Below are 20,036 nucleotides of genomic sequence, written 5' to 3'. Positions count from 1 at the left end.
CGCCGAAGCGCCGCCCCCTTTTCAGAATCCGAGACTCAGGCCGCGAGGTGCGCGAAGAGGAACCAGCGGTCCTTGTCCAGGCCGCGCTTGATCTCGATCGCGACGTCCTGGCTGGTGAGGTCGGTCTCGTCGAGACCGTCGATCGCGGTCTGGATGTCGACCAGGACGGCGTCGATGTCGGCGATCACGGCGTTGATGATGACGTCGGACTGCGCGAATCCCGCGGGGACCGCGGTCTGCGCGGCCTTGGCCGCGACGGTCGCGAGACGCGAGTCGACCGGCAGGCCGAGGGCGACGATGCGCTCCGCGGCGAGGTCGGCCCAGTCCTGCGCGTGCGCGACGACGGAGTCGAGCAGCTCGTGCACGCCGATGAAGTTGGCGCCGCGGACGTGCCAGTGGGCCTGCTTGCCGTTGACGACGAGGGCTTCGAGGCCGAGGACGATCGGCGAGAGGAACTGCGCGGTGCTGGAGGCCATGGTCGAGTCGACGGTGGTGGCGGCGGGCGTCTGAACGGTGCTCATGAGATCTCCTGGATGTTGTGCCGAAGTCGTTCTGACAGCAACGCTACTCACGCGGGAACATTCCGCAAGCAAGATGAGGCTCGGCTAAATCCCTGATAGATAGGCAATCCTCACCTCATCTCAGCCGGTATTCTCGCGACATGACGATCGCCTCCGACGCCTCCGTGCTCGCCCTTCCCGACGCCTCACCCGACGTGCACGAGACCGCATTCGTGGCATCCGGGGCCCGAGTGATCGGCGCGGTCACGCTGAGCGAGGGATCGAGCGTCTGGTACAACGCCGTCGTGCGCGGCGACAGTGCCGCGATCGCCCTGGGCCCGCGCAGCAACCTGCAGGACAACGTCTCGGTGCATGTCGACCGCGGCCGTCCCGTGACGATCGGCGCCGACGTGTCGGTGGGACACAACGCCGTCGTGCACGGCTGCACGATCGGCGACGGGTCCCTGATCGGCATGGGGAGCGTCGTCCTGTCGGGCGCCGAGATCGGCCCCGGATGCCTCGTGGCCGGGGGAGCGGTCGTGCTCGAGGGCACGGTGGTCCCGGAGGGATCGCTCGTCGCCGGGGTTCCCGCCAAGGTGCGACGCGCGTTGACGCCGGAGGAACGGGAAGGCATCCTGCGTAACGCGCAGACGTACCTCGCGCACGTCGAGCGGCACGTCTCCGCCACGCCCGCATCCTGACGCAGGCACCGGGCCGCCCGGCCGGCACCGGTCAGGATGCGGCGGGCACCTCGTCGAGATAGATCGGCTCGGTGCCGACCGAGATCCTCGACGTTCCCGGAGCGAGCGGTGCTCCCACCGCCTCACCGGTCAGCGATGAGACGGTCGTGCGATAGCCGGACCGCGCCGTGACCGAAACGGTGGCCGCACCGGTGGTGGTGTCCGCGTACGGTGCATCGCGCCAGAGGATGCGTCGTTGGGTTCCGGTGCCATCGACGAAGGTGTACATCCACACGTCGGAACCGAGCGATCGGCGGGAGCTGAACCGATAGCCCTCGAGCTGCCGCATCAGGTATCCCGCGGCGGCGGCACTCTGCTTCGGCTGGAAGGCCGCGACCGTGTCGGTCGGTTGGCGGTACAGCCCGAAGTTGTCTTCGGTCTCATCCGGCCGGCTGCCGTCGTCCACGCCGTCGTACCAGACCGTCTGCACCACGGCAGGGTTCGACCGCAGCCCGGCGAAGATCTTCACCAGCGCGGTCGCCGCCTGCTCTTCGGTCTGCACCCTCGCGATGTTGCCGCTGCGGGCCGTCGAGGTGGTGTTCGAAACACCGATCTCGCTCACGATGATCGGTTTGGACACGCCGCCGTTGCGTCTCTTCACCAGCGCGTCCAGGGCGGTGACGCCGGCGAGCGTGGTGTCGAGGTCCCGGGCGTACCCGTGGGTCGACAGCATGTCGCAGTACCGCAGTCCACCGGCGTCGATGAAATCGGTGAACCAGGGCAGGGGAGTGCCGGAGGTGTTCCCCGCGACGATCTTCACCTGCGGGTGGCGTGCCTTGACGCCCTTGTACACGGCTTTGACGAGCGTGGCATAGCAGTCACCGCTCTGACAGTCGCTCGTGTTGCGCTGCGGGCGATTGAACTCGTTCCACACCTCGACCTTGTCGATCTGCGGGTCCGCGTCGAGGACGGTGTTGATGTAGTCCACGTAGCCCTGACGCCCCTCGGGCGTGGTGGGGGGAGAAAGATTCTCCTTCATGTCGTCGGGGTACGCGACGGGGTTCCCGTACCCGGCGACGAACAGCATCTTCATCCCGTTGTCCTGGGTGACGGTGTGCAGATCCTCCGCGTGCGGCGGGATCGCCCGTTCGCCGCGCACGCGCTCGACGCTCATCCACGACGTCTCGTCACGAACCTCGCGGAACCCGAGACCTCGCAGCAACGAGGCGGTGGCGTCGACGGGCCACGTCCCGGCGGCGAAGGACGACTTGCCCCAATGGGTCGCGACGGAGAAGAACCGGTCGGTCGCGTCCGGGGCCGGGTTGACCAGGAAGTTCACGCTGAGGGTGTCGCGATCGTCGGCGAGATCGAGAGTGTAGAACCCGTCGGCGGGTACGGGGGGCTCGAGCGCGGCGTCAGGGCCGCCGGAGGCCTGGCCGGTTGCGATCTGCTCCCCGGAGCGGGAACGAAGCGTCCACGTGACGGCGCCGTGCGAGTTGCCGAGCACGATCCGGACATCGGATGCCGATGAGAACAGCAGAGACGGACTGGTCACCGACAGAGGCCCCGGGCCGGACCGCAGGACCAGCAGGACCGCGGTGGCCGAGATGGCCACCAGCGCGACCACGAGGATGATCACCACGGTTCGCCTCGCCCTCAATGATCGCGCCACGGAGCCCCTCTCGTCGGCGTCACGATAGCCCAGCGACATGACGGTCACATGTCCGTTCCCTACGGCGCAGGTCAGAACTGCGCGGAGGCGTCTCGACGCACGAGCCGCGGCACCACCTGCACGAGCACGACCATGCCGACCAACTCGACGAGCGTCTGCGTCACGATCGCGGCGGCGGCTAGAGAGAGCGGCTCCGGCAGGGCCAGCGCCAGCGGCAGCACGACGAGGGAGTTGCGCGTGGCCCCCGAGAACACCGTGGCGCGGGACGTCGCGGCGTCCTGGCGGAACACGCGGGCGACCAGGATGCCGAGCATGGGTGCGACGACGAGGAAGACGACGTAGAGGGGCACGACGGGGAGCAGCGCGCCCGCGTGCGCGCGGACCGTCTCGATCTGCGCGCCGACGATCACCGCGAGAGTGAGTGCGAGGAGCGGCACCATGGCGGCATCCATCGTCCGTTCGACGACCCGGGCCGCGCGGAACCGGCGAGCAGCCGTCTGCGTCACGGCCGCGAGACCCATCGGGAGGGCGATGAAGAGCAGGAACGCGACGACGAACGGTTCGATCTCGACCGTGTCGAGGATCGCCGGCCCCGCGAAGAGACCGAGATAGACGGGCAGCAGTGCGAGCTGCGCGAGCATGAGCACCGGGGACGCGGCCAGAAGGCGGGATGCCTCGCCGCCCGCCAGGCGGGTGAAGACCACCACGTAGTCGATGCAGGGCGTGAGAAGGACCAGCAGGACGCCCACGAGGAGGGCGCGATCGTGGGTGACGAAGCGCGACAGCCCGAACACCAGGACGGGCACCAGCAGGAAGTTCAGCACGAGAACCGCGCCGAGGAATCGAACGTCCTTCAGGGCGCGCCCGATCGTCGCGAACGGGACCGCCAGGAACGTCGCGAACAGCAGCACCATCAACGCGGGAGCGACCAGCGCCTCCAGGAACACCGAGCTCCGCGGCGCCAGGAGCCCGACCACGGCGCCCACCGTCATCGCCCCGATGCAGACCGGGATCTGCCGGCGGTTCACCCACGCGATCATCGGGACGAGCCTACGGTCACACGGAACACGGACATCGCTCGTCGGGGTGGGCGACCCCTGGCGTAGCGTGGAATGACACCCCGACGGCACGCGTCGTCGTGCGCGCCGGGGAGCACTCGCCCGTCGACCGAAGGATCATCCCCCCGTGATCATCGCCATCAGCACCGCCGTTCCCCTGCTCCTGGCGGGACTTCTCGTCCAATGGGCGGCCTACCGGGCCGCGCGAGGGACGTTGCCCCTGAACTTCCGGATCGGCATCCGGACGAGTGCCACCCTGCGCTCCGAGGACGCGTGGCGCACAGGTCACGCGGCGGCCGCCATACCGATCTCCGTCGGGGGCGTCGGGCTCATCGTCGCGGCCGCCGCGGCGCTGTTCCTCGGCGAACAGGCGATCGTCGCCGCGATGTTCGGCTGCGCGTGGATCGTCGTCTGGCTCATCGTCGCGTCGACCGTCGCGGGCAAGGCCGCCGCAACGGTCGGGGAAGATCCCGCGCGCAGCTGAACGAGAAGTGGAGGGGATGACGGGAATCGAACCCGCACCATCAGTTTGGAAGACTGAGGCTCTACCATTGAGCTACATCCCCGCGGCGGCGAACCGCAGCGTCGACCACTCTACTTCACGTCCGCCGGTGTCACCGACACCCGCGTCGCGGGAACAGGGGATTCGACCGCAACAGGACGATCGGTGAGCCGGCAGGCCTGTTCTCGGACGATCGCCTGTTCTCGCGTGTCGCCGCGCCCCCTCTCTCGCGTTCGTTCCCCGGGTCATGGCATCCGGACGACTCTCAGACCGGCCCCCGCACCTCGATCGACTAGACTTCCAGGGGTCGTTTCGTCGAACGCGTCCTGCGCGTCGCCCCGGGGCGTAGCTCAGCTTGGTAGAGCGCCCGCTTTGGGAGCGGGAGGCCGCAGGTTCAAATCCTGTCGCCCCGACGCAACGGCCCCACAGACCACAGGCCTAGCCGGCCCCCGCGTGCGCGCGGGCCACACGAGGAGAACACACCGCATGGTCAACAGCACCGTCGAGAAGCTCAGCCCGACCCGGGTCAAGCTCCACATCACGGTCTCGCCCGAAGAGCTCAAGCCGAGCATCGCGCACGCCTACGAGCACATCGCGCAGGACGTGCAGATCCCCGGCTTCCGCAAGGGCAAGGTGCCCGCGCCGATCATCGATCAGCGCATCGGCCGCGGCGCCGTCATCGAGCACGCCGTCAACGAGGGTCTCGACGGGTTCTACCGCCAGGCCGTCGAAGACCAGGAGCTCCGCGTCATCGGCCGTCCGAGCGCCGAGATCGTCGAGGTTCCCGACATCAAGGACTTCTCGGGCGATCTGATCGTCGACGTCGAGGTCGACGTCCGCCCCGAGTTCGACCTGCCCGCGTACGACAGCATCACGGTCACCGTCGACGCCGTCGAGACCGACGACGCGGCCGTGGACGCCGAGCTCGACCGCCTGCGCGCCCGCTTCGGCACGCTCGTGACGGTCGACCGTCCCGCCGCCAAGGGCGACTTCGTCGAGCTCGACCTCGTCGCCACGATCGACGGCAACGAGATCGACCGCGCCGAGGGCGTGTCCTACGAGGTCGGCTCCGGCGAGCTGCTCGAGGGCATCGACGAGGCGATCGACTCGCTCACCGCCGACGAGCAGACCACGTTCCGCTCGAAGCTGGTCGGTGGCGAGCACGCCGGCGAAGAGGCCGAGGTCTCCGTCACGATCACGGCCGTCAAGGAGCGCGAGCTGCCCGACGCCGACGACGACTTCGCCCAGATGGCATCCGAGTTCGACACGATCGCCGAGCTGCGCGAGTCGCTCGTGGAGCGCGTGTCGCAGCAGTCGGTGTTCACGCAGGGTGCCGCCGCGCGCGACAAGTTCGTCGAGGCTCTCATCGAGGCCGTCGAGATCCCCGTGCCGCCGCAGCTCATCGAGGACGAGGTGCACACGCACCTCGAGGGCGAGAACCGTCTCGAGGACGACGTGCACCGCGCTGAGGTCACCGAGGCGAGCGAGAAGCAGTTCCGCACCCAGATGATCCTCGACAAGATCGCCGAAGACGCCAACGTCCAGGTCTCGCAGGACGAGCTGACGCAGTACCTCATCCAGTCGGCCGCTCAGTACGGCATGGCTCCGCAGGACTTCGTCAACGCGCTGCAGCAGGGCAACCAGCTGCCCGCCATGGTCGGTGAGGTCGCCCGCAACAAGGCTCTCGCGATCGCGCTCGGCAAGGTCACCGTCGTCGACACCAACGGCAAGCCCGTCGATCTGACCGGCTTCGTCGCCGTCGAGGGCGAGGAGCCCACCGACGCCTCGGAAGAGGTCGTCGAAGAAGCGCAGGAGATCGCCGACGCCGCCGCAGACGCGGACGCCGTCGTCGAGGCCGAGGAGGCTGCCGCCGAGGAGGCGCCGAAGAAGGCGCCCGCCAAGAAGCGCGCTCCCGCGAAGAAGAAGGCCGCCGACAGCGAGTAAGACGCGTCCGGTTCGCGAACAGGGGGTGGATGCCATGGCATCCACCCCCTGTTCTCGTCACTGCCTCGGCGACTGAGTGTCCAAGACACGCCGATGCGATGAGCGCCGAACGGCGTGTCTTGGACACTGAACTGATCGCGGCCGACGCACACGCCGCACAGCACAAGACCGGGGAGGACACACATGGACGACTGGCAGGACCGCGTCGACGCGGTGTGGGACGACGAGACCCTGACCGACGAGCAGGTCGTCGAACGGATCGACGCGCTGGCCGGCGAGCGGCCCGAGGACGACGCCGTCGCCCTCTTCGAACGCGCCGGCGCCCGAGACTCCGCGGGGCTCGAAGCCGAGGCGGAGCTGCTCTACCGTCGCGCGCTCGACGGCGGTCTCGACGACGAGCGTCGCACCCGCGCGACGATCCAGCTGGCCAGCACGATCCGCAATCTCGGAAAGGTCGACGAAGCGCTGGCGATGCTCCGCGCGGAGTACGAGACCGAACCCCGAGGCCCGCTCCACGACGAAGCCGCAGCCTTCTACGCCCTCGCGCTGGTGTCGTCGGGAGAGGCCGCGCGGGCGGCATCCATCGCTCTCGAGACCCTCGCTCCGCACCTGTCGCGGTACACCCGGTCGGTGACCGGCTACGCCCGCGAGATCGCGGACGGACACGCCTGATCCGCCCGCGGCGAACACGGCGACCCGCCCCGAACCGCGCCGGTAGATTCGTTGCAGATCACCGGAAGAGGAGCACCAATGCCCGAACCCCTTATGGCAACGAGCGTCTTCGACAGGCTGCTGAAGGACCGCATCATCTGGCTCGGTTCGGAGGTGCGTGACGAGAACGCCAACGAGATCTGCGCCAAGATCCTGCTGCTCGCCGCAGAGGACTCGCAGAAGGACATCTACCTCTACATCAACTCGCCCGGCGGCTCGATCACGGCCGGCATGGCGATCTACGACACCATGCAGTTCGTGCCGAACGACATCGTCACCGTCGGCATCGGCATGGCCGCGTCGATGGGTCAGCTGCTGCTGACCAGCGGCACCAAGGGCAAGCGCTACATCACGCCCAACGCCCGCGTGCTGCTGCACCAGCCCCACGGCGGCTTCGGCGGTACCGCGAGCGACATCCAGACGCAGGCGCAGCTGATCCTGTCGATGAAGAAGCGCCTCGCCGAGATCACCGCCGCACAGACCGGCAAGAGCGTCGAGCAGATCAACGCCGACGGTGACCGCGACCGCTGGTTCACCGCCGACGAGGCCCTCGAGTACGGCTTCGTCGACCACATCCGCGAGCACGCGACCGACGTCGCCGGCGGCGGCGGGACCGCGGCCTGAGGCCGAGGGCGAGAGGAAAGGACACCGCAATGCACACTCCCACCTTCGGCGGCGGCGCCGCGCACATGCCGAGCAGCCGCTACATCCTGCCCCAGTTCGAGGAGCGGACGGCCTACGGCTACAAGCGCCAGGATCCGTACAACAAGCTCTTCGAGGACCGCGTCATCTTCCTGGGCGTCCAGGTCGACGACGCCTCGGCCGATGACGTGATGGCCCAGCTGCTCGTGCTCGAGTCCCAGGACCCCGACCGCGACATCATCATGTACATCAACTCGCCCGGCGGCTCGTTCACGGCCATGACCGCGATCTACGACACGATGCAGTACGTGTCGCCCCAGATCCAGACGGTCGTGCTCGGCCAGGCGGCCTCGGCGGCGTCGGTTCTCCTGGCGGCGGGTGCCCCCGGCAAGCGGCTCGCGCTCCCGAACGCCCGCATCCTGATCCACCAGCCCGCCGTGGGCGAGTCCGGTCACGGTCAGGCGTCGGACATCGAGATCCAGGCGGCTGAGATCCTGCGCATGCGCACGTGGCTCGAGGAGACCATGGCCCGTCACACCGGCCAGGACGTCGCGAAGGTCAACAAGGACATCGACCGCGACAAGATCCTGTCGGCACAGGAGGCGATGGACTACGGCATCGTCGACCAGGTGCTCACGACCCGTAAGCGCGTCCCGGCGGCACTGACCGCCTGATCGCTTCTCGACGATGCCCCGCCTGCCCTGCGCCGGCGGGGCATCGTCACGTCCGGGTGCCGCGGCCCGGGGGAGAGGCGCCGGTTCGGGGGAGACGGATGCCGGGGCCTCCGGGGAGGGGCGTGTGTCCGCCCGTGGCGATCACAGCGGCGGCACTCGCGCAAATGCCCTCGAATGTCGCGGGCAGCGGTTAGGCTCAAAGTCACTCGGGCGAGTGGCCGGGGATAGGGAGGCACGGGCATGGCACGCATCGGGGAGAGCGCCGATCTGTTCAAATGCTCCTTCTGCGGCAAGAGTCAGAAGCAGGTGCAGCAGCTGATCGCCGGTCCGGGCGTGTACATCTGCGACGAGTGCGTCGAGCTGTGCAACGAGATCATCGAAGAGCGCATGGCCGAGGCCTCCTCCGGCGAGGTCGCCGACTTCGACCTGCCGAAGCCCCGCGAGATCTTCGGGTTCCTCGAGGAGTACGTGGTCGGACAGGAGCCGGCGAAGCGCGCTCTCGCCGTCGCCGTCTACAACCACTACAAGCGAGTGCGTGCCCACGGCACCCTGCAGCCGGCCGAGGCGCGGGCCGAGGAGATCGACATCGCCAAGAGCAACATCCTGCTCCTGGGGCCGACCGGCTGCGGCAAGACCTACCTGGCCCAGACCCTCGCGAAGCGACTCAACGTCCCGTTCGCGGTCGCGGATGCCACGGCCCTCACCGAGGCCGGCTACGTCGGTGAAGACGTCGAGAACATCCTGCTGAAGCTTCTCCAGGCCGCCGACTTCGACGTCAAGCGTGCCGAGACCGGCATCATCTACATCGACGAGGTCGACAAGATCGCGCGCAAGGCCGAGAACCCGTCGATCACGCGCGACGTGTCGGGCGAGGGCGTGCAGCAGGCGCTGCTGAAGATCCTGGAGGGAACGGTCGCGTCCGTCCCACCCCAGGGCGGCCGGAAGCACCCGCACCAGGAGTTCATCCAGATCGACACGACGAACGTGCTGTTCATTGTGGCCGGCGCCTTTGCCGGGCTCGAAGAGATCATCTCCTCGCGCGTCGGCAAGCACGGCGTCGGCTTCGGCGCCCCGCTCCACCGCAAGGAGGACGCGCCCGACCTCTTCAGTGAGGTGCTGCCGGAAGACCTGCACAAGTTCGGCCTGATCCCCGAGTTCATCGGTCGCCTGCCCGTCGTGGCATCCGTGTCGCCGCTGGATCAGGACGCGCTGATGGAGATCCTCACGGCACCGCGCAACGCGCTGGTCAAGCAGTACCAGCGCATGTTCGAACTCGACGGTGTTCAGCTCGAGTTCGAGGAAGACGCGTTGCGTGCGATCGCCGATCTCGCCGTTGCGCGGAAGACCGGTGCGCGTGGTCTGCGGGCGATCCTCGAGGACGTGCTCGGCCCGGTGATGTTCGACATCCCCTCCGCCGAGGACGTGGCGAAGGTCGTGATCACTCGCGCCTCCGTCGAGGACGACTCCCCGGCGACCCTGGTGCTGGCGCAGAAGCGCAAGAGCGCCTGACACGCAAGGGCGACGGCGAACGGATGATGCGTCGCCGGCTCGCCGTCATCGTCGCTGTCGGGCTCGTGTCGTGCGGCATCGTCGCCGTCGCCGTCGTGTTCCTGCTCCGCAGCTCCACGGGTCTTATCGGCACGGTCGAACAGGCGATCGCCGACTCGGAGAACGGCGACGTCCTCGCCGCCCGTGCCGTGCGCGACACCGCGGACGATCTCACATCGTCGCTCGGTTACGTCCAGAGATCGGTGGATGCCGAGACCCGCGCCGCGACGATGTTCACGGCGTCGACGGGCGCCGTCACCGTGACACCCCTCGCGTGGGGTGGGGACGGTTCCGCCGACGAAGCGGCGATCGTCGATGTGCGGATCGACGCCGAGGTCGCCGCGGTGGAGAGCGCCCTGTGGGCGAAGGGCCACTCAGGGGGGTCTGCCGTCGGCTGCTACCGATTCACCATCCCGGTCGCCGCGTACGCGCGGTCGGAGCCCATCGACTGCCCCGCCGCGGCCGCTCCCGCCGAGCCTCCGGTCGCAACGACACCGGCCGCGCTGCCCGCCGACGCCGAGGAGCGCGTCCGTGCCGCCCTGGCGGCAGACGACGCCTCCGTCGACTCCGTCCGGGCGGCTTTCCCCGAGCCGTCCGTCACGGTCGAGGTGACCACGACGGACGCCGGTGAGACCGTGGCCGCGGTCGGAGTTCCGGCGTCGCGCGACTGCGTCGTGCTCGTGCGGCGCTCCGACGGAGTCATGGACCCGGTCGACTTCCGCCGCATCTCCCTGGAACCCGGCGAAGCCGGGTGCTCGACGACGCTCTACACGAACCCGCCGTTCTGACGCCGCCGCGGGTCAGCCGGTGAGAGCCCGCCGCTCCAGCAGGGGCTGGATCTCGGCATCCCGCCCACGGAAGTCGCGGTAGGCCGCGAGCGGGTCGCCCGCGCCGCCGACGCCGAGCAGACGCCGGCGGAACCGGTCGCCGTTCTCGCGCGTCAGACCGCCGTTCTCGCGGAACCACTCGACGGTGTCGGCGTCGAGCACCTCGCTCCAGATGTAGGAGTAGTACCCGGCGCTGTAGCCGCCCGAGAACACGTGCGCGAAGTACGTCGAGGCGTAGCGCGTCGGAACGGCGGGGTTGTCGAGGCCGATGTCGGCGAGGGCCGCCGCTTCGAACGGGGCGACGTCGATCTCCGACGACGCCTCTTCGACGCCGAGTCCGTGCCAGGCCTGATCGATCCAGGATGCCGCGAGGTACTCGCTCGTGGCGAAGCCCTGGTTGAAGGCCTCCGACGCGTGCAGCCGCTCGACGACGTCGGCGGGCAGCGGCTCGCCGGTCTCGTGGTGCCGCGCGTAGTTCGCGAGGATCTCGGGCCAGAAGATCCACATCTCGTTGACCTGGCTGGGGAACTCCACGAAGTCGCGGTACACCGCGGTGCCGGCGAAATGCGGATAGGTGACGGTGGCGAACAGACCGTGGAGCGCGTGGCCGAACTCGTGGAACAACGTGGTGACCTCGTCGAGAGTCAGCAGCGTCGGGGTGCCCGGCGCGGGCTTGTTGACGTTGAGGTTGTTGACCACGACGGGAGCGGTGCCGCGCACGCTCGACTGCGTGACGATCGAGTTCATCCACGCGCCGCCGCGCTTGGTGTCGCGCGTGTACAGGTCGAGCAGGAACAACCCGAGCTCACTGCCGTCGGCGTTGTGCACCTCGAACACGCGCACCTCGGGGTGGTAGCCCTGCAGGTCGTGGCGCTCGGAGATCCGGATGCCGTAGAGGTGTTCCGCGGCCGCGAAGACGCCGTCGCGCAGCACGCGCTCGGCTTCGAACCACGGGCGCAGCGCCGAACGATCGAGGTCGTACTTCTCCGCGCGCACCTTCTCGGTGTAGAACGCCCAGTCGTGCGCCTCGATCCGGATGCCGTCGTCGTCGGCGATCCGCTGCAGCGCCTCCTGCTCGGCCCGGGCGTTCCGTGCCGCGGGGGCGGCGAGCCGACGGAGCAGGTCGTGGACGGCGGCGGGGGTTCCGGCGGTCTGGTCGGCGAGGACGGCCGCGGCGTGCGAGGGATATCCGAGCAGCGCGCCGCGCTCCGCCCGCAGCCGGACGATCTCGCGGAGCGTCCCGCGGTTGTCGTGCGCGTTGCCGCGGGTGCCGCGGGCGCGCGAGGCCTCGAGCAGCCGGCGGCGGCTCTCGCGGTTCGTCAACGACGCCAGGTACGGGTGGCCCGTGTACAACGTCAGGGTCAGCACGTAGCGTCCGTCGAGCCCGCGCTCGGTCGCCGCCTGCGCGGCAGCCGACAGCTCTCCGTCGGAGAGTCCGTCGAGGTCGGCGGCATCGTCGAACACCACCGCGAGGTCGTTCGTGTCGGCGAGGAGGTTCTTCTCGAAGGTCGTCGTGAGCACCGAGAGCCGCAGGTTCAGGGCGGTCAGACGCTGCTTCTCGTCGGGTGCGAGTCCCGCTCCCGCGAGCGACATCTCACGGAACCGGCGCTCGACGAGGTAGCGGCTCTCGGCATCCAGATCGAGGTCGTCGAGGGCGTCGTGCACCGTGCTCACGCGCGCGAACAGCGCGGCGTCGAGCTGGATCGCGTCGCCGTGGGCCGACATGAGCGGCGCGAGCTCCTCTTCGATCGCCTGGATCTCGGGGGTGCCATCGGCCCCGGTGACCGTGTAGAACGTGCGGGCCACGCGGTCGAGCAGCTCGCCGCTGCGCTCCAGAGCGACGAGGGTGTTCTCGAACGTCGCGGGCTCGCTCTGCGCCGTGATCGCGTCGACCTCGGCGCGCTGCGCCGCGAAGGCCGCGTCGAACGCGGGTCGGTAGTGCTCCGGCCGGATGCTGCCGTAGGGCGGCAGGTCGTAGGGGAGCGAGGGCGGCGCGAGGAGGGGATTGGTCACGGCATCCGTCATCGTTCCAGCGTAGTCAGCACGGCGACGACCGGGTGCAAAGAATCATTTGCATAGCCGAGTTTGCAAAGGTATCTTTGCACTTATGGGTTCCGATTCTCGCCCCGAGGGGCGCATCCTCGACGCCGGCGCTCTGCGCGCCCTGGCGCACCCCCTCCGCGTCCGGCTCTACGACCTGCTGAGCCAATACGGACCGCAGACGGCGAGCGGGCTCGCGGGGTTGACCGGGGAGTCCACGGGCGCGACCAGCTACCACCTGCGAGCCCTCGCGCAGCACGACCTCATCCGCGAGGTGCAGGGACGCGGCACGGCGCGAGAACGCTGGTGGGAGCGACCCGCCGGGGCCGTCACCCTCGTCAACCCAGAGATGTCCACGACTCCGAGCGGACGGGCCGTGATGGAGGCCGTGCATTCGGAGACGTTGACCCTGCGACAGCAGCAACTCATGACGTTCGTGACGCACGGATGGGACGACGATCAGGAGTGGTTCGACAGGAGCCTGATCTCCACCGCGAGCGCGCGGCTGACCGTCGACCAGATGGCGGAACTCGCCGACCGGCTGCAGTCCGTCATCGCCGAGACCGTCGACCGCTACCGCGACCAGTCCGGCGACGACCTGCGCGTCGTGACGATGCGCGCCGATGTCTTCCCACTCCCCGCCGAAGGAGGCACCCGGTGACCGCCCTCGCCGCACCCCTCGCCACGCCGACCACGTCCGAACGGATCCTTCTCGCACTGTCGCGCGTGCTCGCCGACCATGCCCACGCGCGGATGCACGCACGAGCGACACGCGCCGACATCCGCTCTCAGAGGGATGCCGCCGTCGCCGCCGGGCAGCGGCTCGACTTTCAGGCCGAGGCCTACCTGCGCGCGCGCTGAAGGAAGCGAGAAGGGCCGGGGATGTGGCATCCCCGGCCCTTCTCCGCCGAATCAGGCGAACTCGTCCTCGTCGTCGTGGCGTACGACCACCTCACCCGAGGCGACCTGCTCGACGATGACACCGGTGTCGAGCTCGGCGATCGGACGACCCTCGAGGAACGTCAGCGTCCAGCGCGGGGCGGGAGCGCTGAGTCCATCGGGATTCAGTGCCGCCTCGACGGCCGCGATCTGCGTGTGCAGCACCGCGGGCACGGCAGCCGGCGGCTGCTCGCGGGCGGTCCAGCGGGTTCCGAGCTGCATCAGGCCTCCTGGGGTGCGAACACGATGTCGGTGACGGCGGTGGTGTCGGCCTCGACGAACGTGATCGTCTCGATGCGGCCGACCGCGCGCAGGTCGCCTTCGGCCAGACGCAGGGCCTCGACGTGCGGACCCGACACGGTGAGCGAGGTCACCGGCGTCTTCTGCGAAGCCTTGGCCTCGGTCTTGGCGCGACGGATGCCGATGAGCGCTTCGCCCACGGCCGTCAGCACCACCGGGTCGCCCTCGATGCCGAGCGGCTCGGGCCACGCGGCCGTGTGGACCGAGCCCTCCTCGAACCACGACCACACCTCCTCGGCGGCGAACGAGAGCACCGGGGCGAACAGGCGGGTCAGGGTCGACAGCGCGGTGCGCAGCGCGAGCGCAGCGGACGCCTGGCCGGCGTCGGAGCGGTCGTAGGCGCGTTCCTTCACCAGCTCGAGGTAGTCGTCGCAGAACGTCCAGAAGAACGACTCGGCGATCTCCAGCGCGCGGGCGTGGTCGTAGGCCTCGAGCGCCGCGGTCGCGTCGGCGACGACCTTGTCGAGGGTCGTCAGCATCGAGGCATCCAGTGCGTGCGTCACCTCGGCGCCCTCGGGCACCGGGAACGACAGGACGAACTTGGCCGCGTTCAGCAGCTTGATCGCGAGGCGTCGCCCGATCTTGATCTGCGTCGGGTTCTGCGGGTCGAAGGCCGCGTCGGTGCCCAGACGGCTGGATGCCGCCCAGTACCGCACCGCGTCGGATCCGTGCTGCTGCAGGATGTCCGCCGGCGTGACGACGTTGCCCTTCGACTTCGACATCTTCTTGCGGTCGGGGTCGACGATGAAGCCCGAGATCGCGGCATCCGTCCACGGCGCCCGGTCGTCTTCGAGGGCGCTGCGGAGCATCGTCGAGAACAGCCACGTGCGGATGATGTCCTGTCCCTGCGGGCGCAGGTCGAACGGGGCGACGAGGTTCCACAGCTCTTCGTCGCGCTTCCACCCGCCGGCGAGCTGCGGCGTCAGCGACGAGGTCGCCCACGTGTCGAGGATGTCCTGCTCGGCGTCAAATCCGCCGGGCACGCCGCGCTGCTCCTCGGTGTAGCCGACGGGGACGTCCGTGGTCGGATCGATCGGGAGCGCCGCGAGGTCGGGCGTCAGCACGCGCGAGTAGTCGCGCTCCCCGTTCTCATCGAGGCCGTACCAGACCGGGATCGGCACGCCGAAGAAGCGCTGGCGCGAGACCAGCCAGTCACCGGTGAGGCCGTTGGTCCAGTTCTCGTACCGCACGCGCATGAAGTCCGGATGCCACGACATCTCGCGCCCCAGGGCGACGAGACGCTCGCGCAGCTCCGCGTCGCGCGCGCCGTTGCGAATGTACCACTGACGCGTCGAGACGATCTCGAGCGGGCGGTCGCCCTTCTCGAAGAACTTCACCGGGTGCGTGAAGGGCTTCGGTGCGCCCTCCATCTCACCCGACTCCTGCAGCAGCTCGACGATGCGCTTCTTGGCGCTGAACACCGTCTTGCCCGCGAGCTCCGCGTACGCCGTCTTCGCGGCATCCGTCACGATGACGTCCGGTGCATCGGCGACGATGCGACCGTCCTTGCCGATGATCGTCCGGTTGGGGAGGTCGAGTTCGCGCCACCAGATGATGTCGGTCACGTCACCGAACGTGCAGATCATGGCGATGCCCGACCCCTTGTCCTGCTGCGCGAGCGGGTGGGGGAGCACCGGCACCTCGACGTCGAACAGGGGCGTGCGCACGGTCGTGCCGAAGAGCGCCTGGTAGCGCTCATCGTCGGGGTTGGCCACGAGCGCGACGCACGCGGCGAGCAGCTCGGGGCGCGTCGTCTCGATGAACACGTCACCGGAGCCGTCGGTCTTGTGGAACCCGAGGCGGTGGTAGGCGGCGGGCTGGTCGCGGTCCTCGAGCTCGGCCTGCGCGATGGCCGAGCGGAAGTCGACGTCCCACAGCGTCGGGGCCAGCGCCTGGTAGGCCTCGCCGCGTTCGATGTTGCGCAGGAACGCGAGCTGGCTCGTGCGCATCGCGGCATCCGAGATCGTGCGATACGTCTGACCCCAGTCGACGCTCAGGCCCAGCTCGCGCCACAGCGTCTCGAAGGCCTTCTCGTCCTCGACCGTGAGCGCCTCGCACAACTCGATGAAGTTGCGGCGGCTGATCGGCACTTGGTCGGCGGCCTTGCTGCTCTTGTTGTCGCCGCCCGAGAACGGGGGACTGAAGTCGGGGTCGTACGGCAGAGTCGGGTCGCAGCGCACGCCGTAGTAGTTCTGGACGCGACGCTCGGTGGGCAGGCCGTTGTCGTCCCAGCCGATCGGGTAGAAAACCGTCTTGCCGCGCATGCGCTCGAAGCGCACCTTCACGTCGGTGTGCGTGTAGCTGAAGACGTGCCCGATGTGGAGGCTTCCGGATGCCGTCGGCGGAGGAGTGTCGACCGAGAAGACACCGGCGCGGCCCACCTCGGCGGCGCGGACCCGGTCGAAGACGTACGTGCCGCGGTCGGTCCACGCGGCATCCCATTTCTGCTCGAGGCCCTCCAGGGCGGGCTTGTCCGGAATCAGCGACATGGGTACTCCTCGAGCGATATAGGCGGCACCGTGTGAGCGTGCCTGACTGTGGAATGTCGCTCGAGTCTACCGGGCCGCGCGCGCACGCCGGGGAGCGGCGCAGAGGCGTGGACGGGCGCGCGCTGCACAGACTCAGCGATCCGCAGCCGATAAGTCCGAGTAAGGCAGAACCGACGCAACCACCGCCGATCACTGACCTTGCGCAACGCGCCGGCCCCTCCTTCACAGCCGACCGTCTCTCCACAGGTCGCGGCAACGACGCCCACGGCGTGTGCGCGATCACCACGATCGTGGAATGGATGCCACCACAGCCCGAGCCGTCGCCGCGCACGTCACTGCGCTCGGCGGCGTCACACGTTCCACGCGCGTCATCGCGGACGGACACAGCCGGCATCAGATCGCGCAGGCGGTCGATATGGGGCTCGTGCGGCGCGGCTGGATCGCGGTGCCCGGCGCCGATCCCGACCTCGTCGCCGCGGCGCGGTACGGAGTGGTCGTGTCGTGCGTCACAGCAGCCGCGCGCCACGGCCTCTGGGTCGCGCACGCCTCGGAGACGCCGCACGCCGCATACCCGGGCCGCGGCCGGGTCGCCACGTCCGCCGCCGTGGTGCACTGGCAGCGCCCGATCGTCCCACGGCATCCCGATGCCCTGGATGACCCCATCGAGAACATCCTCATGACGGTGGCATCCTGTCTTCCCTTCGAGGAAGCACGCGCGGTCTGGGACTCTGCTCTCAACAAGCGCCTGGTCGACCTGTCCACCCTGAAACGGATGCCATGGACCGGCGCCGCGCGAACGCTGGTCGACCAGGCGACTCCCTGGGCCGATTCGGGACTCGAGACGATCTTCGTGGTGCGGCTCCGCTGGTTGAAGCTGACGATCCACGTGCAGGTGTGGATCGCGGAACACCGCGTGGATGTGCTGATCGGCGACAGGCTGGTCGTGCAGATCGACGGCGGCCACCACGTGGGCGCGCAGCGCACCACGGACATCCGGCACGACGCGGAGCTCTTACTCCTCGGCTACCACGTCATCCGTGTCGGCTACGAGCAGGTCATGCACCGGTGGCCCGAGGTGCAGGACCGCCTCCTGCACGCGGTCGCGCAGGGCCTGCACCGGGCGTGACAGTCAGCCCGGGTTCCCGCCCGCGCCCCCGCGATCGACGCAACCTCAGTGATCCGCGTGACCTCAGCCCGAAACCGGGGATGCCGACTGAGCCTGTGCAGATCCCTGAGCGAGCGCGACGCCCCGGCACCCCGCGCACAGCCTCAGTGATCCGCGCAATCTCATCGAACCGCGCCACCTCAGCCCGAAACCCGGGATGCCGACTGAGCCTGCGCAGATCCCTGAGCCGGCGCCGGCGTCCGAGCGCGCCAGGAACTCCTCAGTCCTGGACGTCGATGCCGAGGGCCCGCGCGAAGTCGGTCGCGGCCAGCTCCACCTGGCGGTGGGTCAGCGTGACGCCGCGGAGCGAGTCGGGTCGCCCGAATGAGACGGCGTCGAGGCCCCGCAGGTCGGTGTGCTCGGCGCGCAGTCCGTCCGCATCGACCTCGTCGGCACGGCATCCCTCGAACCGCACACGCGCGAGCTTCGCGAGCGGAAGGTCGAGCGTGCCGATCACGCAGTCGGCGACGAGGACGTCGCGCACCGTCGCGCCGCGCAGCGACAGGAAGTCGATCCGTACGCCGCGGAGCTCGACGCTGTCGAGGTCGGCGCCCGAGAGGTCCAGTGTGCCGACGCGTCCGCCGACGATCGCGACGTTGCGCCACCGCCCGTCACGAGCCAGCAGTTCCGTGGCCCGCAGCGTCGCGAACTCGACGTCGGTCAGGGTCGCGCCGGTCAGGACCAGGGAGTCGACGGATGCCTCCGCGATCGAGCACTCCGCGAGCGTCGAGTGCGCGGCATCCACCTGCCCCTCGAGCGAGACGATGCGGGCGGCGAACAGATCCGCCCGCGGTCCGAGCCCACCGACGTCATCGAACTCCCGAGGCAGGTCGGGCGCCGACACGCGGGGCGGCAACGGGCCGCGGGCGCGGATCACTCAGGCCTCGAGGGGTTCGGGGCGACGGCGCGACGCGGCCCACGCGGCCACCAGCGTCAGAACCGAGAGGATCGCGAGCACGACACCAGGATGCCACCATGCGAACGCCGTCTGCGTGCCGAGCGCCGTGGTCGCCAGCGGGACGAAGCCCGAGATGGTCGCGGCGATCGCGTATGTCAGCGACAGCGCGGAGTAGCGGAAGTGGTCGGGGAACAGGTCGCTCATGAGGCCACCGAGCGCCGCCCACGACATCGTCGGCAGGATCCCGCCGATGATCATGGTCGCGACGAGGATCGGGAACGTGGCGAACTGCAGCAGGAAGTACATCGGGAACGTGATGAGCAGCGTTCCCAGCGCACCCCAGGCGACCACCTTCGCGGAACCGATGCGGTTCGCCCAGGCCCCGAACAGGGGGATCGTGACCAACTGCAGGAGTGCGCCGATCGTCGTGGCCACGAGCAGGTCCTGGAAGCTGAAGCCGAGCTGCGCGACGCCGTAGTTGATCGTGTACGTGTTCATCAGCGAGTACGACCCGATGCCCAGCAGCGCGGCACCGATCGCGATCACGACGGCGACGGGGCGGGCGCGGAACATCGTCAGCACCGGCAGCCGGTCACGGCGACCGGAGGCGACCACGTCTTCGAACACGGGCGTCTCGTCGATCGACCATCGCAGGTACAGCGAGACCAGCAGCAGCGGCAGCGCGAGGAGGAACGGGATGCGCCAGCCCCACGCGGCGAGCTGGTCGGCCGGCAGCGCGACGGTCATGACGATGAACACCGCGGCGGAGAGGATCGAGCCGACGGGGGAGCCGAGCTGCGGGATCGCGGCGTAGAACGCGCGCTTCACGGGGCTCGAGTGCTCGGTCGCGAGCAGGATCGAGCCGCCCCACTCGCCGCCCAGCGACAGGCCCTGGGCGATGCGCAGCACCAGCAACAGCACGACGCCGAGCCATCCGGCCTGGGCGTACGTGGGAAGCGCGCCGATCAGGCCCGTGGCGACCCCCATGATCGCGACGGTCCACAGCAGCGTCGTGCGCCGGCCGAGCCGGTCGCCCATGTGGCCGAAGATGATCGCACCGATCGGCCGGACGACGAATGCCAGCGCGATCGTCGAGAACGACGCGAGGGTCCCGCCGACCTCACCGAGCGGAGCGAAGAACAGGGGTCCGACGAAGAAGGCGGCGAAGTACGCGTAGACGTAGAAGTCGAACGACTCGAGAGACGTGCCGATCATCGACGCCCAGGCGACGCGGCGCGTCGGGGCGGGAGAGGTCGGACGGACAGCGGGAGGGGCAGAGGTCACGGGAGTCGATCTTGGCACGAGTCCAGAAACTCCTAGGCATCCGCGGACATTCCCCGACCCGACCGCCGCGGTTCGGGGGACCGCGTAGAATGGCGGGATCAGCACCGATCCGGCCATCACCGGGGAGCTCTCGGAAGAACAGGGTCACCACCCCCAGTAGAAC

The 20,036-nt window shown here is 69.2% G+C and carries 19 protein-coding genes and 2 tRNA genes; 12 read left to right on the top strand and 9 right to left on the bottom strand.

Going from position 1 to position 20,036, the window contains the following annotated elements; all coding sequences use genetic code 11:
* Positions 1-35 precede the first annotated feature (35 nt).
* Positions 36-521, bottom strand: a complete 486-nt coding sequence (locus BGO45_RS01785; protein ID WP_292690351.1) for a DNA starvation/stationary phase protection protein — start codon at positions 519-521, stop codon at positions 36-38.
* Positions 522-661: 140 nt separating this feature from the next.
* Here BGO45_RS01785 and BGO45_RS01780 point away from each other — a divergent pair, with 140 nt between their 5' ends.
* Entirely contained in the window at positions 662-1,201 is a 540-nt protein-coding gene (locus BGO45_RS01780; RefSeq protein ID WP_292690350.1) for a gamma carbonic anhydrase family protein, read from the top strand.
* Positions 1,202-1,232: 31 nt separating this feature from the next.
* Here BGO45_RS01780 and BGO45_RS01775 read toward each other — a convergent pair whose 3' ends face one another.
* Positions 1,233-2,822, bottom strand: a complete 1,590-nt coding sequence (locus BGO45_RS01775) for a glycosyl hydrolase (RefSeq protein WP_292690348.1) — start codon at positions 2,820-2,822, stop codon at positions 1,233-1,235.
* Between the two features lie 101 nt (positions 2,823-2,923).
* Positions 2,924-3,892, bottom strand: coding sequence for an arsenic resistance protein (locus BGO45_RS01770; protein WP_292690347.1), 969 nt, complete (start codon positions 3,890-3,892; stop codon positions 2,924-2,926).
* A gap of 145 nt (positions 3,893-4,037) precedes the next feature.
* Here BGO45_RS01770 and BGO45_RS01765 point away from each other — a divergent pair, with 145 nt between their 5' ends.
* Positions 4,038-4,394: an SdpI family protein gene (locus BGO45_RS01765; protein ID WP_292690345.1), complete on the top strand. Its 357-nt coding sequence runs from the start codon at positions 4,038-4,040 to the stop codon at positions 4,392-4,394.
* Between the two features lie 8 nt (positions 4,395-4,402).
* Here the strand turns inward: BGO45_RS01765 and BGO45_RS01760 are convergent.
* Positions 4,403-4,476, bottom strand: a tRNA-Gly gene (locus tag BGO45_RS01760).
* A gap of 275 nt (positions 4,477-4,751) precedes the next feature.
* Between BGO45_RS01760 and BGO45_RS01755 the strand changes: the two genes are divergently transcribed.
* From BGO45_RS01755 to BGO45_RS01725, 7 genes are all read left to right on the top strand, one after another.
* Positions 4,752-4,825: transfer RNA gene (locus BGO45_RS01755), tRNA-Pro, on the top strand.
* A gap of 73 nt (positions 4,826-4,898) precedes the next feature.
* The gene (gene tig, locus BGO45_RS01750; protein ID WP_292690344.1) at positions 4,899-6,356 is read left to right on the top strand and encodes a trigger factor; all 1,458 of its coding nucleotides are present in this window, start codon (positions 4,899-4,901) and stop codon (positions 6,354-6,356) included.
* 183 nt (positions 6,357-6,539) lie between these two features.
* Positions 6,540-7,028: a tetratricopeptide repeat protein gene (locus tag BGO45_RS01745; protein WP_292690342.1), complete on the top strand. Its 489-nt coding sequence runs from the start codon at positions 6,540-6,542 to the stop codon at positions 7,026-7,028.
* Between the two features lie 78 nt (positions 7,029-7,106).
* Complete coding sequence (locus BGO45_RS01740; protein ID WP_076490328.1) at positions 7,107-7,691, top strand: ATP-dependent Clp protease proteolytic subunit; 585 nt, start codon at positions 7,107-7,109, stop codon at positions 7,689-7,691.
* Between the two features lie 29 nt (positions 7,692-7,720).
* On the top strand, positions 7,721-8,383 hold the full coding sequence (locus BGO45_RS01735) for an ATP-dependent Clp protease proteolytic subunit (RefSeq protein WP_076490329.1): 663 nt from the start codon (positions 7,721-7,723) through the stop codon (positions 8,381-8,383).
* A 240-nt stretch (positions 8,384-8,623) separates the two neighbouring features.
* Positions 8,624-9,892, top strand: coding sequence for an ATP-dependent Clp protease ATP-binding subunit ClpX (clpX, locus tag BGO45_RS01730; RefSeq protein WP_292690338.1), 1,269 nt, complete (start codon positions 8,624-8,626; stop codon positions 9,890-9,892).
* A gap of 23 nt (positions 9,893-9,915) precedes the next feature.
* A complete protein-coding gene (locus BGO45_RS01725; RefSeq protein ID WP_292690337.1) occupies positions 9,916-10,719 on the top strand; it encodes a hypothetical protein in 804 nt (267 codons plus the stop codon).
* 12 nt (positions 10,720-10,731) lie between these two features.
* Here the strand turns inward: BGO45_RS01725 and BGO45_RS01720 are convergent, their stop codons facing one another.
* Positions 10,732-12,783, bottom strand: a complete 2,052-nt coding sequence (locus BGO45_RS01720; RefSeq protein WP_292690334.1) for a M3 family metallopeptidase — start codon at positions 12,781-12,783, stop codon at positions 10,732-10,734.
* A gap of 82 nt (positions 12,784-12,865) precedes the next feature.
* Between BGO45_RS01720 and BGO45_RS01715 the strand changes: the two genes are divergently transcribed.
* Positions 12,866-13,459 (top strand): helix-turn-helix domain-containing protein, encoded by a 594-nt coding sequence (locus BGO45_RS01715; protein WP_292690331.1) that lies wholly within the window; start codon positions 12,866-12,868, stop codon positions 13,457-13,459.
* The gene (locus tag BGO45_RS01710) at positions 13,456-13,659 is read left to right on the top strand and encodes a hypothetical protein (protein ID WP_292690329.1); all 204 of its coding nucleotides are present in this window, start codon (positions 13,456-13,458) and stop codon (positions 13,657-13,659) included. The genes BGO45_RS01715 and BGO45_RS01710 overlap by 4 nt, the downstream gene beginning before the upstream one ends.
* 51 nt (positions 13,660-13,710) lie before the next feature.
* On the opposite strand, the gene BGO45_RS01705 is transcribed toward BGO45_RS01710, so the two are convergent.
* Both BGO45_RS01705 and valS read right to left on the bottom strand, forming a co-directional pair.
* Positions 13,711-13,959 (bottom strand): hypothetical protein, encoded by a 249-nt coding sequence (locus BGO45_RS01705; protein WP_292690327.1) that lies wholly within the window; start codon positions 13,957-13,959, stop codon positions 13,711-13,713.
* Positions 13,959-16,526, bottom strand: coding sequence for a valine--tRNA ligase (valS, locus tag BGO45_RS01700; RefSeq protein WP_292690324.1), 2,568 nt, complete (start codon positions 16,524-16,526; stop codon positions 13,959-13,961). The genes BGO45_RS01705 and valS overlap by 1 nt, the downstream gene beginning before the upstream one ends.
* Positions 16,527-16,821: 295 nt before the next feature.
* Between valS and BGO45_RS01695 the strand changes: the two genes are divergently transcribed.
* A complete protein-coding gene (locus BGO45_RS01695; RefSeq protein WP_292690322.1) occupies positions 16,822-17,652 on the top strand; it encodes an endonuclease domain-containing protein in 831 nt (276 codons plus the stop codon).
* A gap of 259 nt (positions 17,653-17,911) precedes the next feature.
* Here BGO45_RS01695 and BGO45_RS01690 read toward each other — a convergent pair whose 3' ends face one another.
* Both BGO45_RS01690 and BGO45_RS01685 read right to left on the bottom strand, forming a co-directional pair.
* Positions 17,912-18,535, bottom strand: coding sequence for a hypothetical protein (locus BGO45_RS01690; RefSeq protein ID WP_292690320.1), 624 nt, complete (start codon positions 18,533-18,535; stop codon positions 17,912-17,914).
* A 33-nt stretch (positions 18,536-18,568) separates the two neighbouring features.
* On the bottom strand, positions 18,569-19,873 hold the full coding sequence (locus tag BGO45_RS01685; RefSeq protein ID WP_292690318.1) for an MFS transporter: 1,305 nt from the start codon (positions 19,871-19,873) through the stop codon (positions 18,569-18,571).
* Positions 19,874-20,036 lie beyond the last annotated feature (163 nt).

This window comes from Microbacterium sp. 71-36, from assembly GCF_001898305.1.
Classification (GTDB): domain Bacteria; phylum Actinomycetota; class Actinomycetes; order Actinomycetales; family Microbacteriaceae; genus Microbacterium.
This window is presented reverse-complemented; position numbering and strand designations above follow the sequence as displayed.